Genomic DNA, 15,477 nt, shown 5'->3' with positions numbered 1-15,477 from the left:
AGACATGTAAGGAAAACACCATGAACTTCAAGACGTTGACCCTGACCCTGCTGCTCGGCTTCGCCTCCCTTCAGGCCCGGGCCGAGATGACCATGAGCCACGAGGGGCACGACATGTCCCAGATGGAAGGGATGGAGATGGGTGACACGGCCATGACCCGGGGGGTTATCACCCGCATCGATGCCGCCAACGGCAAGGTGGGGATCAAGCACGAGGCCATCAGCAATCTCAAGATGCCCCCCATGACCATGACCTTCCTGGTGGCGGACCCCGCCCTGCTGGAGGGATTCGAGGCCGGGGATGCGGTGAGCTTCCACGCAGCCAATCCGGCGGGCAAGCTGACGGTAACCATGTTGCAGAAACAGTAACGGGGCCGGGATCAACAGGGATGGGGGAGATTCTCCTCCCCCATCCCTTTTATTGAGCTTGGCTACCGCCCCATGTCAGCCGACTATCCTTAAACATCCCGGATATTACTCGACACGAAGTGCACACGATATTGCGAATATCATCCTGCTTGCTATGTCTCGTATTTAGAGCAACAGCGTCATATTGATTAAGATAAAAATAACAACATATTAACAACCATTCAGTTGGCATTCAGCAAAAAATACGCATCTCCCCTTACTATCGAGACTCCCATTCATGATAGGAGTCATACCAAGCCAATAAACCAAACAGCCGATAATTCCATTCAATATAACCCTGTATGAGAGCAAGGATATTGCTTTCGGCTCTACTGCGCTCTTGTAGAGAACAATAAGGATATTATATGAAAAAGCACATTCTGTTCAGTATATTCACCGCACTGGCTGCCGGCAATGCGATGGCACAATCCCCGGAGATCACCGCCTACTATTTGAGTGGGCCGGATGCTCCCGCCAATACTCCCGCCTATTATGCCTCGTTGGATAATCTGGAAGCCTTGAGTCAGCAGGTCGCCAGTCAGAAGAGCAACTTCAATAAATTGGTGTTGTCGTTCGTCCAGCCCAGTCTGGTCAATTACACGCAAAATGATCTCGCCTGCACCGGGTTATTCGGCTATGTCTGTGACACGGCCACCGTCAATAAAGAACCAAGAGACAATAAATCCACCGCCGACTTTTCCCAGCTCAAGGAGATCATCAACACCTTCAAGCTGCACGGGGTGGAGACCTATATCGCCGTCGGGGGATGGAACTTCAGCTGCATCCCGGAATACTACGACGTCACCGCGGGCAAGGTGGATGCCTGTGGCCCAGCCGGGGAAAAATATGACTCCTTCCCCAACCCTGGCCCCCGTAACCGCTTCGACAATCCCATCTCCGGCCAGGCCGCGGATCAGGCCTATCGAAACGTGGTGCAGCTGGCCAGCGATCTCGGCGTGGCGGGTATCGATCTGGACTACGAAGAGTTCTGGCACGCGGACCTCAACGCCTACAGCTGGCGCCTGACGCCGGATTCGGTGCAGACGCCTGCCAGCAGTCCGGAGTACCTCGACACCGCCGAGCTGATGGGCCAGGGCAAGGGGCCGCTGGTCTATCACGACAACATGCAACTCGATCCCGCCCAGCAGCCCTACCCCAGGATCATGCCGGACACGGTCGACAAGTTTGCGGCCATCCTGGGCTCTCTCTACAGTGCCATCGATGCCATCGATCCCGGGCTTGCGCTGAGCACGGCGGCACCGGCCACCGGCGGACTCCCCAATATGTCGGCCAACTGGGGCAGCAATGCCCAGACCAGCCACACCTATGGGGGTGCCTGGTGGGGCGGCAACCTGTATGGCCTCATCTACAACACGGCCCTGCAATATCCGGACAAGATCGACCGGCTCAGCACTATAGGCATCATGTCCTATGACTTGAGTGAAACAGACTGCGGCGGGGATACCAATATTCCCTGCGATCTGGCGGGACAGGTCGATTATTACTATGGCTCCTTCTTCAGCTGGTTGAAATCCGGCGATACATTGCGACCTGGGCATGCACTGATAAAAGGGGCCCCCAATTATGCGACCGCATCCATTCAACCACAGAAGTTGTTGATTTCTCCGCCCATCACGGTCGGCTTCGAAGTCGGCAGGCCGGCCACCGGTAATTTGGTACTGAGCAAGGACTTGCTCAATGAAATAGCCAACCGCACCGCCAAATATGCCCACTCCGGCATGATCATGTGGGATCTCTATAAGGACAAGCGTCATGATGAACCCATGGGTAGTTGGGATCCCGAGTGGGCTCGTCCCAACGACGTATTGACCGTCACCTGTGACGTCATGGGATTAAAGGGCGAGCACTATGACTGTGCCAGCACTGTCCCCAATCCCTGATATCGAGACCGGAAATATAACCTGAAAGAAACATGCCGGTGCACCTTGCGCCGGCATGTTGCCGTCATATATTCATTGTCGTCCATATTATTGACGTTTTATTGATGGCCATCCCTGATTCCATTTCTCCAAGCAGGAGGATGAAATAACAGTCCAATAAAAATGGGCAGGTTATTCCTGCCCATTGGTTATATGGATGCGCCGTTCTCAGCCGCGAATATGCTCGATAAAGGCGTCGATCTGCTCGCGGCCACAGGCCGGGTTCATGAAGACCGCCTTCTCGCCGGCGATGTAGGAGTACTTGCCCCGCTCGTCGTATTCGGAGTGGGCCACCGCCTCCACCCAGTTGGTGAAGAGCCCCACCTTGCCACGGTGCTTGAACAGGTCGCGGTGATAGTCGGTGTTGCGTTGCAGCCGCGCCTTGTAGGCGGGATCGGCGCTGCGGGCCAGCTCGAAGGCGAACTCGGCCTCCGGATCGCTCACCCACTCCGGGTTGTAGATCTTGAAGCCCACGCTCGGCCCCTGGTTCTCCTGGGCCACCAGCTTGACGTTGCCGAGCTGGCTCAGGCGGAAGCGGAAGTAGTTCGCGTTCTGCAGGCAGTGGGCCAGCACGGTGCGATACCCCTCCACCCCCAGGTAGTTGAGGGCCGCATAGGCACCGAACAGGCCGCTCGCCCCACGGGAACACTCTATGGTGGACTGCAGGTGAGTCTGACCCTGGATGTCCCGCTCGAAATAGGAGAAGTTCTCCGGGTCGTTCTCCATCGCCTTGAGATCGTCCTGCTCCTTGATCATCACCAGGCTGGAGGTGTAGGGCACATAGCCCCACTTCTGGAAGTCGACGGTGAAGGAGTCGGCGTATTTGAGCTCCGCGAAGCGGACCACGTTGCGCTCAATGCCCGCCAGGGTGGCGGCGTTGATGGCGAGCGGGTTGGCGGCAAAGTCGTAATCCAGGAAGAAGATCATCGACCAACCGATGGCGGCATCCACGTGGATGTGAGGCTTGACCACCACCTCGAAGCGCTCGCACAGGCGATCCCTCAGCTCCACCACGGGTTTGACCTGATCCACCCCGAAGGTGTCGGTGGTGCCCATGGTGAGCATGATGGTGGGGACCACGTGTTTGAGGGCGAAACAGGCGGTCAGGGTGCGTTCGAGATCCACCAGATCGATGTCGTTGTTCTCGCCGACCTGGATGCGGATGGTCTTGTTCTCGATATCCACCCCGAGCAGGGAGAGGTTGGTGATGTTGGAGTAGTGGCCGCCCTGGGAGTTGATGATGCGGTAGTCCTGATAGTGGCCGAGCCCCTTGTGCTTGGCTTCCGGCAGGCTCTTGCGGATGCCGAGCAGGTAGCCGTAGAGGTTACAGAAGGTCCCCCCCTGGGTGAAGATGCCGGTGGCGCGGGCCGGATCGTAACCCGCCAGCAGGGCTATCTGGCGCACCACCTTCTTCTCAAGCTCCTCGGCCACCCCGGCGTATTCGGAGTAGACCAGGTTGGGGTTCGCGAGAATGCCCATCTGGGCGCCGTAGATGGCGGGATCCGCCGACATGGTGATGACGTTCTCGACACTGGAGGGGTTCTCCCAGTCTTTGGAGAGGGCGCCGGCGAACAGCAGCTCGGTCATGGGCTCACCCGGGGCGCGCATGGCCTGCGGCACCGGCATGGTCTCGCAGAGATCCGCGAGGCGGGCGCGGCCATCGGGCCAGGCATTGAGGCGCGCATCCGGTGCCAGGCCGCGGGCACGAAACTCGTTGAGGGTGGCGAAGCCGGGCTCGCGAAACACCGGCCAGAGCTCGGGATTGCGGGAGAAGTAGTGAGCCTTGACGGTGGCGAAACGGGCGGCGAATGCGGGGGAGACGGCGTTGACGCCGTCGTCTTTCAGATAAACCAGGTCACTCATTGTTGTTACCATTAATACTGCAGAGGTGGCCCGGTTATACCCCTCGGGTAGCGTTTGAAACAGCGACAATAACTAATGGCCTGCCCTACTTTTTATCATGCTCCAGGCGGGACAAGGGCTGGCCGTGAGGCCGCCCCCCAGGCCGGCTCCCGTTTCGTGATCCCGCTCTCAGCCGTGATGCGCCTAACGCAGCGCCGTCGCCAGCCAGCGCTCCAGCTCCGAGAGCTCGGTCCGCTGGGCGGGGAACTCCTCCTGCAGCGCCCTGATCAGTGCCGAGACCGCCACCGGCTGATAGAGGGTGCCCGGCAGTCGCTCCGCCAGGGCATCCAGGGGCGCCGGCTCCAGGCTGTCGCTGAAGATCTGCGCCCGCCCTATGACCCCCTTCTCCACGTCGAAGTGCAGCTCGACCCCGCCCCAGCCGAAGCGCTCGTCCAGCCGATGGCTGAACGCCGGTGCATGGCCGAAGTTCCACTCCCAGCTGCGCTGGCGGGCAAAGGTCTCGGCAAAGCCGGGCAAGTCCGGCAGCCGTTCGGGGGAGATATGCTCGGGCTGAACCCGCTCACCATGGTGGCTGAAGAAGGCCTCCATGAGGGCCTCGCTCACCCCTTGATGGTCGATCCCCGGCAGCAATTCGCTCAGGTTGGCGACCCGGCTGCGCACCGAGGTGATGCCCTTGGCCGCGAGCTTCTTGGGGTCCGGGTTGAGGTAGTTGGCGAGCCGGCTGAGATCGGCGTCCAGCAGCAGGGTACCGTGATGAAAGCCGCGATCCTGGGTCTCCCGGTAGGCCGAGCCCGACACCTTGCGATCCCCGTCCGGAGTCGCCACCAGCAGATCGTTGCGACCGGAGGCAAAAGCCTCCACCCCCAGCCGCTTCAGGGCATCCAGCACTATGGCGGTGGAGACCTGCTTGTCATAGCCTGGTTTGCCCGCCATGAAGGTGAAGCAGCTGTTGCCAAGGTCGTGGAACACGGCGCCACCGCCGCTGCTGCGCCGGGCCAGGGTTATCCCATCCTCTTCCATGCGGCGGGTGTTGCACTCCTTCCAGGGGTTCTGGGCACGGCCTATCACCACGGTATTGGCGTTGCGCCACAGGAAGAGCACCCGCTGACGCGGGTCCATCTGGCGGAAGATGCACTCCTCCACCGCCAGGTTGAACAGAGGATCGTGGGAATCCGAGATAAGCAGGCGCAGGGGGAGCATGGGCAAGCCTTGTCGAGAGGATGGGAGTCCGATAGTACCATCTTGGGCCGACAGATGAGCCCTAGTCTCTGCGCAAAAGCTGCCAACGCGGGATCAGTGGGTCCGTTGCCAGCCCCTGTCCACCAGCAACACGCCCGTCACCATGGCGACCACGAAGAGCCCTATCAGGGGCTGGCCTGCCGTGATGAGGGCCAGGGCCGGACCCGGGCAGATGCCGGCCATGCCCCAGCCGATGCCAAAGAGGACGGCCCCCCCGAGCAGGCGAGTATCCAGGGTCGGCGCGGGCACGGCGGCCATGGGCTCCCCCAGCAGGCTCTGGCGACGGGGCCGCACCAGCAGGAAATAACCCGGCATAAACACCAGCAGGGCGCCCCCCATCACGAAGGCCAGGCTGGGATCCCAGGCGCCTGCCACGTCGAGGAAACCCAGCACCCTCTCCGGATCCACCATGCCGGAGAGGGCGAGACCCAACCCAAACAGCAGGCCGGAGAACAGACTCATCAAGCGTTCCATGGGGTCTTCCTCACAACAGGTGGTGGCTGACAAAGACGGTGAGCACGGCGGTGGTCATGAAGACGAGGGTAGCCACCAGGGAGCGCCGGGAGAGCCGCCCCACCCCGCAGATGCCGTGGCCGCTGGTGCAGCCGTTGCCAAGGCGAGTGCCTATGCCCACCAGCAGGCCCGCCAGCGCGACCCAGGGCCAGGCAGGCAACACCGCCAGAGTCGGCAGGCTTGCCCAGCCGAGGGCAAAGGCCAACAGCGCCCCACCGGCCAGGCCCAGCAGGAACAACCAGCGCCAGCCGCCTCTCTCCTGCAGGGCTCCCGCCAGTATGCCGCTGATCCCGGCCACCCGGCCGTTGAACAGCATCAGCAGCAGGGCGGACAGGCCGATCAGCAGGCCGCCTCCGAGGGCAAACCACCATTGGCTCTCAAACATAGGGACTCTCCAGTCAGGGGGCGGTATGGGCGCCGTATCCGCTCTCAGGTCGGCAAAATGGGCCCACCCATTTAATTAGCAAGCCCTAATATTGATCATTCTATCGCCTATCACAGCATTAGCAATCTCTAATTTACAGCAGTCACTAAGGCCAACTTCTCACCCGGCGAAGCGTCATGCATACCATTTCGGATCCCAGAAACTTGTTTCTGGATGTTGCAAGACAGGCCCCATCCTTTACCTTCCCGGCCCGGTTCTGTACCATCTTGCCGTTCATTCACAGCGGAGACCATCAGTGGGCAACTCATCAAGTGACAGTAGCAAGCCGGCCATGGGCGTCGGCAGCCAGGTCGCGAGCTAGCCGCAGCAATCGTTCTGCCGCGCCTCGCGATCCCGCGAGAGGCGAGCATCTCCTCCCCTTCTCTTTTCACACTTGACGTCAAGTGACCGGCCAAGCACCGGACACCTTGCCTGCATAGTTTCTGCTTCCCACAAGGAGGCTGCTATGCGTTTTGTTTCAACCCATTTTGCTTCAACACCCGCCATCTCTGCCGCGACATCCGGCGCCCGCACCCTGCTCGGCAAGCTGGGCCTGGGAGCCCTGTCACGCAGGCTGGGCAGGCAGCGGCAACACCATTACCGGTTGCGGATCCGTTGCCAGGACAGGGCCGACATGCTCCCCGTACTAGCGCTAGTGGCTCATACCCTGCAACCGGCAGGGCTAGTACCCTCGCAATCCATGAGACCGGGACGCGACGGGGGACGGGAGCTGGTACTGGATCTCTACTGCACCCCGCCCCAGCGCCGCTACCTGGTGCAGTTCGTGCATCAGGCCGGGCTCAGCCACCCGGTACGCTGGGAGCTGCGCCCGGGCCCCCGATCCAGGACTCATGCGACTCGCACCCTCCCCGGGTGCCAGGGGCCTGCTCATCATTCACGGCCAGTCACCCTGGATGCTGGCTGCCTCGATCCGTGCAACATTTTCATCTGCCATGATGGCCTTCCACGCACGGGTCTATCTTCACTTTGCACATGACAGGTGTTTCATCTGCCATCTCGAAGGCCATCGTCATCAAGAGGAGTACGCCATGAGAATGTGGCAACAATTTGATCTGCTGGCCCTGACAGATACCCTGGCCAGCCTGCTACTGGCCTTCGTGCTGGGCAGCCTGGTGGGGCTGGAGCGCCAGTATCGCCAGCGCACCGCGGGCCTGCGCACCAACGTGCTGGTGGCGGTGGGCGCGGCCCTGTTCGTCAATCTGGCCCAGCGCATCTATGACCTGCACGGCGGCAGCTATGGGGTGGTGCACGTGGTGGCCTATATTGTCTCCGGTATCGGCTTTCTCGGTGCCGGCGTCATCATGCGGGAATCGGGCAACATCCGCGGCATCAACACCGCCGCCACCCTCTGGGGGGTAGCCGCCGTGGGAGCCGCCTGCGGTGCCGGCTTCGCCATGGAGGCCATACTCGGCGCTCTCTTCGTGCTGGCCGCCAACACCCTGCTGCGCCCTCTGGTCAATCAGATCAACCGCCACCCGGTGGACAACGAGGATACCGAGCTGACCTATCGCGTCACCGCCCTCATCCGCCGCACCCACCAGAAAGAGGTGCTGCCCTGGCTGGAGCAGCAGCTGGAGCAGGCCAACTACCCCCTGAGCGAGCTCGATATCGAGCCGTTCGGGGAGCAGGATCTGGAGATCTCCGCCGTGCTGCTCGCCACCTCCATCGACGGTGACGAGCTGGACGCCCTGATGAAGACCCTGGGCCAGCATCCCCGCATCAAACAGGTGTTCTGGCGCACCAGTACCACGGATTGAGCGCCGATCGAACGAAAACGATCACGGGAAACAAGCAAAAAGAAAGCCGGCACAGGGCCGGCTTTCTCACATCACTCGCGTGATCACTTGGTCAGGTCATCGAAGAAGCGTTTCACCCCTTCGAAGAAGCCTTCCGATTTGGGCTTGTGGGTCTTGGCGGCGGCGCCGCTGAAGGACTCGTCCAGCTGGCGCAGCAGATCTTTCTGGGTGTCGGTCAGCTTGACCGGGGTCTCGATGACCACCTTGCACATCAGATCGCCGACCTGGCCGGAGCGCACGGACTTGACGCCCTTGCCCCGCAAGCGGAACAGCTTGCCGGTCTGGGTCTCGGCGGTCACCTTCAGCTTGACGCGGCCATCCAGGGTCGGCACCTCGATCTCGCCGCCAAGGGCAGCTGTGGTGAAGCTGATGGGCACCTCGCAGTAGAGATCGTTGCCGTCACGGACGAAGATCTCGTGCTCCTTGACGTGAACCTGTACGTACAGATCCCCGGCCGGTGCGCCGGCCTCCCCCGCTTCCCCTTCCCCGGAGAGACGGATGCGATCGCCGGTGTCGACCCCGGCCGGGATCTTGACCGACAGGGTCTTGGTCTTCTGGTAGCGGCCCTCGCCGTGACACTTGCGGCACGGATCCTTGATGATCTTGCCGCGACCATGGCAGTGCGGACAGGCCTGCTGCACCGCGAAGAAGCCCTGGCGCATCTGCACCTGACCGGCGCCGTGGCAGGTCGGGCAGGTCTGGGCCGAGCTGCCGGTGTGGGCGCCCGAACCGTTGCAGACCTCGCAGTGAACCTGAGTCGGGATCTTGATCTCCTTGGAGACCCCGCGCACCGCCTCTTCCAGTGTCAGCTCCATGTTGTAGCGAAGATCGGAGCCACGGGCCGGGCCACGACGGCCACCGCCACGGCTGCCGCCGAAGATGTCGCCAAACACATCGCCGAAGATGTCACCGAAATCGGCACCGCCGCCGAAACCGCCGTGACCGCCGCCCTGGCTCTGATCCACGCCGGCATGACCGTACTGGTCATAGCGGGCACGCAGGTTCTCGTCGGTCAGCACCTCGTAGGCTTCCTTGACCTCTTTGAACTTCTCTTCGGCGGCCGCATCACCCTGGTTGCGATCGGGGTGATACTTCATCGCCAGACGCTTGTACGCCTTCTTGATCTCGCGCTCGTCGGCACCTTTTGCCACCCCGAGCACTTCATAGAAATCGCGCTTCGACATACTCATCCTGTTGCTATATCAGCAGTTACGCAGACGGGCGTTGGTCACCCAACGCCCGTAAATTCATCGACCAAGCCGCTGGGCGAAGTGACTCCGCCCAGCTGGGTGTGGCTTATTTCTTGTCGTCTTTCACTTCTTCGAACTCGGCGTCGACCACGTCGTCGTCAGCCTTGGCGGAAGAGGAGGACTGACCGGCGTCAGCACCGGCGGCGCCTTGCGCCTGAGCCTGCTGCTGAGCGATCTCCATCAGCTTCTGGGACGCTTCCATCAGAGCCTGTTGCTTGGCTTCGATGGCGGCCTTGTCGTCGCCCTTGATGGCGCTTTCCAGCTCGGACAGAGCGGTCTCGATCTTGGTCTTGTCGTCCGCCGGCAGGGCTTCACCGGCTTCGGTGACCTGCTTGCGCACGGAGTGGACCAGACCGTCAGCCTGGTTGCGAGTCTGCACCAGCTCTTCGAACTTCTTGTCCTCGGCCGCGTTGGCTTCGGCCTCGCGTACCATGCGTTCGATCTCGTCATCGGACAGACCGGAAGAGGCCTGGATGGTGATCTTCTGCTCCTTGTTGGTCTCCTTGTCTTTCGCGGAGACGTGCAGGATACCGTTCGCATCGATGTCGAAGGTCACTTCGATCTGCGGCAGACCGCGCGGTGCCGGGCGGATGCCTTCCAGGTTGAACTGGCCCAGGGACTTGTTGTCGCTGGCGCGCTTGCGCTCACCCTGCAGCACGTGAATGGTCACGGCAGACTGGTTGTCTTCGGCGGTGGAGAACACCTGGGACTTCTTGGTCGGGATGGTGGTGTTCTTCTCGATGAGCGCGGTCATCACGCTGCCCATGGTTTCGATACCCAGGGAGAGCGGGGTTACGTCCAACAGCAGTACGTCGGTCTTGTCACCGGACAGTACGGCACCCTGGATGGCGGCACCCATGGCCACGGCTTCGTCCGGGTTGACGTCTTTACGCGGCTCCTTGCCGAAGAAGTCGGCGACTGTCTTCTGGACCAGCGGCATACGGGTCTGACCGCCCACCAGGATGACGTCGTCCACTTCAGACACGGACAGGCCGGAGTCTTTCAGGGCGACACGGACCGGCTCCAGGGAGTCTTTCACCATGTCTTCCACCAGGGATTCCAGCTTGGCGCGGGTCACCTTGATGTTCATGTGCTTCGGACCTGTGGCATCTGCGGTGATGTACGGCAGGTTCACGTCGGTCTGCTGAGCGGAAGAGAGCTCGATCTTGGCCTTCTCGGCGGCGTCTTTCAGACGCTGCAGGGCCAGCTGATCCTTGCGCAGGTCGATGCCCTGCTCGCGCTTGAACTCGTCTACCAGGTAGTTGATGACGCGGTTGTCGAAGTCTTCACCACCCAGGTGGGTGTTACCGTTGGTCGCCAGTACTTCGAAGGTGGTCTCACCTTCCACTTCGTCGATCTCGATGATGGAGATGTCGAAGGTACCGCCACCCAGGTCGTAGACGGCGACCTTGCGCTCACCCTTGACCTTGTTCACGCCATAGGCGAAGGCCGCGGCGGTCGGTTCGTTGATGATGCGCTTGACGTCCAGACCCGCGATGCGACCGGCATCCTTGGTAGCCTGACGCTGGGCGTCGTTGAAGTAGGCCGGTACTGTGATGACCGCTTCGGTCACCGGCTCGCCCAGGTAGTCCTCGGCGGTCTTCTTCATCTTCTTCAGCACTTCGGCAGAGATCTGCGGCGGTGCCATCTTCTTGCCTTTGACTTCAACCCAGGCATCGCCGTTGTCAGCCTTGGCGATGGTGTACGGCATGATCTCCAGATCGCGCTGTACTTCGTCATCTTCGAAACGACGGCCGATCAGACGCTTGATGGCGAACAGCGTGTTCTTCGGGTTGGTGATGGCCTGACGCTTCGCCGGCTGACCAACCAGGATTTCGCCGTCATCGGCATAGGCAATGATGGACGGAGTAGTACGGTCGCCTTCCGCGTTCTCGATCACGCGAGCATGGTCGCCATCCAGAATAGCGACACAGGAGTTGGTAGTACCCAGGTCAATACCGATGATTTTACCCATTTGACGAATCTCCAAATACTTTGAATAAACGGGCGAGGAACTCGCCTTAAATACGTTAACGGCTAGGTGGGGCCTGCCACTGTGGCTTTCAAGCTCCCGGCATCAAATTCTTGTCGCCCCGCATGGCAGGGGGCAGAACGAGGATGCCGCCGTGGCCTTGTCACCTATATGGGGTCGCAACTTCGCGCTTCAAGCCTCGATGCAAAAAAACTGTATCAACTGTGCCGATTTAACCTGAGCCCGGCAAAGGCCAGGTCTCGGCCAACAAAAAGCCCGCCGAGCGGCGGGCTCAATGGGGGGGATGAGGCTCAGGCCGGTGCCTTGGAGACCATCACCATGGCCGGACGGATGACGCGACCGTTCAGCTCGTAGCCCTTCTGCATCACGGCGATGACGGTGTTCGGCGCCAGCTCAGCGTTCTCGATCATGCTCATCGCCTGGTGGGCGTTGGGGTCGAACGGCTGGTTCTGGGGATCCAGCGCCACCAGACCGAACTTGGCTACCCCGCCCTGCATGGACTTCAGGGTCAGCTCAACCCCTTCGATCATGGGCTTGAGGGCTTCATTTTCCTTGTCGGCGAGTTCGATGGCGCGCTCCAGGTTGTCCAGCACGGGCAGCAGCTCACCGGCAAACTTCTCCAACGCGAACTTGTGAGCCTTCTCCACGTCCTGGGCCGCGCGGCGGCGCAGGTTTTCCATCTCGGCGACGGCGCGCACGGCACGCTCACGCTCGTCGGCAGCCGCCTGCTGGGCCGCCTCCAGCTGGGCTTCAAGCTCGGCGATGCGGGACTGCTCGGCTGTCACTTCACTGTCTACATCGGTCGGCTCGACTGGCTGGGCTTCCACTTGCTCCATCGCTTCAACCTTTTGCTCTTCGTGGTTCATGACATCTCCAATATTCAGGGTTACTTCAAACAATCGGGGCAGCCTGGCTGCGATCAATGGCGCTATTATGGGGACGCAGCCCTCGCTTTCAAGGGGAAAAGGCCAGAACATGGATGAGGAGGCCCCCTTGCCCACTCTTTCATCGCCGTTCAGGGCGGGATCAGCCAAGTCCGCATGGAGGCAGACAAATCCATACCAAAGCGCGGTATACTCCCCTCAATACTTGGCCCAGACCCGATAACCTATGGATTCTCCGTTCAAAACCGTTGCCCTCATCGGCAAGCCCCATCATGAGGGCGCCAACCAGACCCTCAAGGGCCTCTATCAATACCTGAGCACCCGCGGCTTTCGGGTGCTGCTCGAGAGCCGGGTCGCCCAGACCCTGGGGATCCAGAACGACAGCGTGATGGACTTGGTGCAACTCGGGGAGCAAGCGGATCTCGCCATCGTCGTCGGCGGGGATGGCAACATGCTGGGGGCGGCCCGGGTACTGTCCCGCTTCGACGTGGCGGTGATCGGGGTGAACCGGGGCAACCTCGGCTTCCTCACCGATCTCTCGCCGCAGGATTATCTGCTACCCCTGGAGCAGGTGCTCTCCGGCCACTTCAAGAGCGAGCACCGCTTCCTGCTGGAGGCCGCCGTCTATCGCCACGGGGAGCGCAAGTCCAGCAACCTCGCGGTCAACGAGGCGGTGCTGCACCCGGGCAAGATCGCCCACATGATAGAGTTCGAGGTCTATATCGATGGCAGCTTCATGTACAGCCAGCGCTCGGACGGCATCATAGTCGCGACCCCGACCGGCTCCACCGCCTACTCCCTCTCGGCGGGAGGCGCCATCCTCACCCCCAAACTCAACGCCATCACGCTGGTGCCCATGTTCCCCCACACCCTGAGCAGCCGCCCCATCGTCCTGGACGCGGACAGCGAGGTGCGGCTGCTGGTCTCGCCGGACAACCAGGACGACGCCATGCAGGTGAGCTGCGACGGCCAGGTGACCCTAGCGGTGCATCCGGGGGACGAGATCCTCATCAAGAAGAGCCACCACAAGCTACACCTGGTTCATCCGCTGGATTACAGCTACTTCCACGTGCTGCGCAACAAGCTCGGCTGGGGCAGCAAGCTGTTCTGACGCCATAGCCAAGCCCCTTTTGCATCCTGCTGCGGGCCGACACTTTACTGTATGTAAAACCAGTATATACTGGATGCATACACAGTAATGTTGGCCCATACAGGATGAGACCATGCTGACCCAACTGACCATCACCAACTTCGCCATCGTCAAGTTTCTCGAACTCGACTTGCAAGCCGGCATGACCTGCATCACAGGGGAAACCGGGGCGGGCAAGTCCATCGCCATCGATGCGCTCGGGCTTTGCCTCGGGGAGCGGGCCGAAGCCAGCATGGTGCGGCCTGGCAGTGACAAGACCGAGGTCAGCGCGCGCTTCCTGCTGGATGGCAACCCCGCCGCCCGGGCCTGGCTCGTCGCCAACGATCTGGAGAACGAAGGGGAGTGCATAGTGCGGCGGGTGCTCTCCGCCGAGGGGCGCTCCCGCAGCTACATCAACGGGGTGCCCGTCCCCCTGGTGCAGCTCAAGAACCTGGGCCAGCTGCTGGCCAACGTCCACGGTCAGCATGCCCACCAGTTGCTGCTCAAACCCGATTACCAGCTCGCCCTGTTGGACGGCTACGCCGGCCATCACCTGCTGCTGGACGATGTGCGCCACCATTACCAGCAGTGGCGCCAGTTGCAGAACGAGCTGAACCGACTCAAGGCCGAGCAACAACAGCGGGAGGCGCGCCGCCAGCTCATCGAGTACCAGGTACAGGAGCTGGACGAGTTCGCCTTGCAACCGGGTGAATTTGAAGCGATCGAGGAGGAGCACCAGCGTCTGGCCAACGGCACCGAGCTGATGCAGGAGTGCGGCGCCTGCCTGGATCTGCTCTATGACAACGAGGAGACCACCATCGCCGGTCTGTTGCAGTTGGCGGTGGACAGGACCGAGACCCTGGTGGCCATGGACAGCCGGCTCGGCAACGTGCTCGGCATGCTCAATGAGGCCCTGATCGGCGTGCAGGAGAGTCACAGCGAGCTGCGCAGCTATCTCGATCGGCTGGAGCTCGACCCCGAGCGCTTCAACGAGCTGGAGGCCCGCCTCTCCCGCGCCATCAACCTGGCCCGCAAACACCATGTCAAACCGTCGGAGCTTGCCCACCATCATCAGGAGCTGGCGGGGGATCTCGCCCGTCTCAACTCGGACGAGGAGCGCCTCGAGGGCATGGAAGACGAGCTAATTCGGGCCCGCCACGCCTTCGTGCAGGCGGCGGAGGTGCTGAGCCAGAGCCGCCAGCGTTATGCCGAAGAGCTGGGGACCAAGGTGAGTGCCAGCATGCATGAGCTCGCCATGCCGGATGGCCGTTTCACCATAGAGGTGCGCCCGGATGCCCAGAGCAGCCTGTCGCCGCTCGGCATCGATCGGGTGGAATTTATGGTCACCACCAACCCGGGGCAGCCCATCCAGCCGCTCGGCAAGGTCGCCTCCGGCGGCGAGCTGTCACGGATAAGCCTCGCCATCGTGGTCATCAGTGCCCGCAAGATCTCCACACCGACCCTCATCTTCGATGAGGTGGACGTGGGGATCAGCGGCCCGACCGCGGCCGTGGTGGGGCGCCTCTTGCGCCAGCTCGGCGAGTCCACCCAGGTGATGGTGGTCACCCACCTGCCCCAGGTGGCGGGCAAGGGTCACCAGCACATGGTGGTGAGCAAGCACACTGACGGCAAGACCACGGAGACCCAGATGCAGGCGCTCAATGCCAAGGCGCGTCTCAACGAGCTGGCCCGCCTGCTCGGGGGAGATCAGATCACCGACAACACCCTGGCCAATGCCCGCGAGCTGCTCGCCTCCTGACGCTCCTGACGGGAGGGGCCCAGTGCCCCTTCCGCCAGTATGACACGGCCTACATCAGCATATTTGACTGCATAACCGTCATCTGGTGACGCATTTCATCCATCCCGGTATATCTACCAGACGAAACCCGTTCATTCGAGCCGCCGCTGGCCGATATTGATCCCGTGTCGCCCTGGCAGTAGAGTGAGTCGGCAACGCCGCTGGCTCAACTCTGAGTCTTCCCGGCCCTATACTCCTCTTTACCACGGCCTTCTTTACC

General features: G+C 61.5%; 12 protein-coding genes and 1 pseudogene. 6 read left to right on the top strand and 7 right to left on the bottom strand.

What is annotated here, in order from left to right; genetic code table 11:
* The first annotated feature begins 20 nt into the window (after positions 1 to 20).
* Both ACRCYW_RS03515 and ACRCYW_RS03510 read left to right on the top strand, forming a co-directional pair.
* The gene (locus tag ACRCYW_RS03515) at positions 21 to 368 is read left to right on the top strand and encodes a copper-binding protein (RefSeq protein ID WP_438548785.1); all 348 of its coding nucleotides are present in this window, start codon (positions 21 to 23) and stop codon (positions 366 to 368) included.
* Positions 369 to 772: 404 nt separating this feature from the next.
* The gene (locus tag ACRCYW_RS03510; RefSeq protein WP_438548784.1) at positions 773 to 2,308 is read left to right on the top strand and encodes a toxin; all 1,536 of its coding nucleotides are present in this window, start codon (positions 773 to 775) and stop codon (positions 2,306 to 2,308) included.
* Between the two features lie 207 nt (positions 2,309 to 2,515).
* On the opposite strand, the gene ACRCYW_RS03505 is transcribed toward ACRCYW_RS03510, so the two are convergent.
* The 4 genes from ACRCYW_RS03505 to ACRCYW_RS03490 form a co-directional block, all read right to left on the bottom strand.
* Entirely contained in the window at positions 2,516 to 4,210 is a 1,695-nt protein-coding gene (locus ACRCYW_RS03505; RefSeq protein ID WP_438548783.1) for a pyridoxal phosphate-dependent decarboxylase family protein, read from the bottom strand.
* Between the two features lie 183 nt (positions 4,211 to 4,393).
* A complete protein-coding gene (locus ACRCYW_RS03500) occupies positions 4,394 to 5,410 on the bottom strand; it encodes a lipoate--protein ligase A (protein WP_438548782.1) in 1,017 nt (338 codons plus the stop codon).
* Positions 5,411 to 5,503: 93 nt separating this feature from the next.
* Complete coding sequence (locus ACRCYW_RS03495; protein WP_438548781.1) at positions 5,504 to 5,923, bottom strand: DUF6691 family protein; 420 nt, start codon at positions 5,921 to 5,923, stop codon at positions 5,504 to 5,506.
* Positions 5,924 to 5,933: 10 nt separating this feature from the next.
* Positions 5,934 to 6,374: a YeeE/YedE family protein gene (locus ACRCYW_RS03490; RefSeq protein WP_438549023.1), complete on the bottom strand. Its 441-nt coding sequence runs from the start codon at positions 6,372 to 6,374 to the stop codon at positions 5,934 to 5,936.
* A gap of 478 nt (positions 6,375 to 6,852) precedes the next feature.
* Here ACRCYW_RS03490 and ACRCYW_RS03485 point away from each other — a divergent pair.
* Positions 6,853 to 7,218, top strand: a pseudogene (locus tag ACRCYW_RS03485) (hypothetical protein); the annotation flags it as partial.
* A 217-nt stretch (positions 7,219 to 7,435) separates the two neighbouring features.
* A complete protein-coding gene (locus ACRCYW_RS03480) occupies positions 7,436 to 8,164 on the top strand; it encodes an MgtC/SapB family protein (protein ID WP_349918705.1) in 729 nt (242 codons plus the stop codon).
* A gap of 83 nt (positions 8,165 to 8,247) precedes the next feature.
* Here ACRCYW_RS03480 and dnaJ read toward each other — a convergent pair whose 3' ends face one another.
* From dnaJ to grpE, 3 genes are all read right to left on the bottom strand, one after another.
* Positions 8,248 to 9,387 carry a molecular chaperone DnaJ gene (gene dnaJ / locus ACRCYW_RS03475; protein WP_438548780.1) on the bottom strand — a complete coding sequence of 380 codons (1,140 nt, stop codon included), beginning with the start codon at positions 9,385 to 9,387 and terminating at the stop codon, positions 8,248 to 8,250.
* A gap of 112 nt (positions 9,388 to 9,499) precedes the next feature.
* On the bottom strand, positions 9,500 to 11,428 hold the full coding sequence (gene dnaK, locus ACRCYW_RS03470) for a molecular chaperone DnaK (protein WP_438548779.1): 1,929 nt from the start codon (positions 11,426 to 11,428) through the stop codon (positions 9,500 to 9,502).
* Between the two features lie 308 nt (positions 11,429 to 11,736).
* Positions 11,737 to 12,312 carry a nucleotide exchange factor GrpE gene (grpE, locus tag ACRCYW_RS03465; protein WP_438548778.1) on the bottom strand — a complete coding sequence of 192 codons (576 nt, stop codon included), beginning with the start codon at positions 12,310 to 12,312 and terminating at the stop codon, positions 11,737 to 11,739.
* A 244-nt stretch (positions 12,313 to 12,556) separates the two neighbouring features.
* Here grpE and nadK point away from each other — a divergent pair, with 244 nt between their 5' ends.
* On the top strand, positions 12,557 to 13,441 hold the full coding sequence (gene nadK / locus ACRCYW_RS03460; protein WP_438548777.1) for an NAD(+) kinase: 885 nt from the start codon (positions 12,557 to 12,559) through the stop codon (positions 13,439 to 13,441).
* Positions 13,442 to 13,553: 112 nt separating this feature from the next.
* On the top strand, positions 13,554 to 15,218 hold the full coding sequence (gene recN, locus ACRCYW_RS03455) for a DNA repair protein RecN (RefSeq protein WP_438548776.1): 1,665 nt from the start codon (positions 13,554 to 13,556) through the stop codon (positions 15,216 to 15,218).
* The last annotated feature ends 259 nt before the right edge of the window (positions 15,219 to 15,477 follow it).

The organism is Aeromonas sp. (assembly GCF_051657805.1).
Classification (GTDB): domain Bacteria; phylum Pseudomonadota; class Gammaproteobacteria; order Enterobacterales; family Aeromonadaceae; genus Aeromonas.
This window is presented reverse-complemented; position numbering and strand designations above follow the sequence as displayed.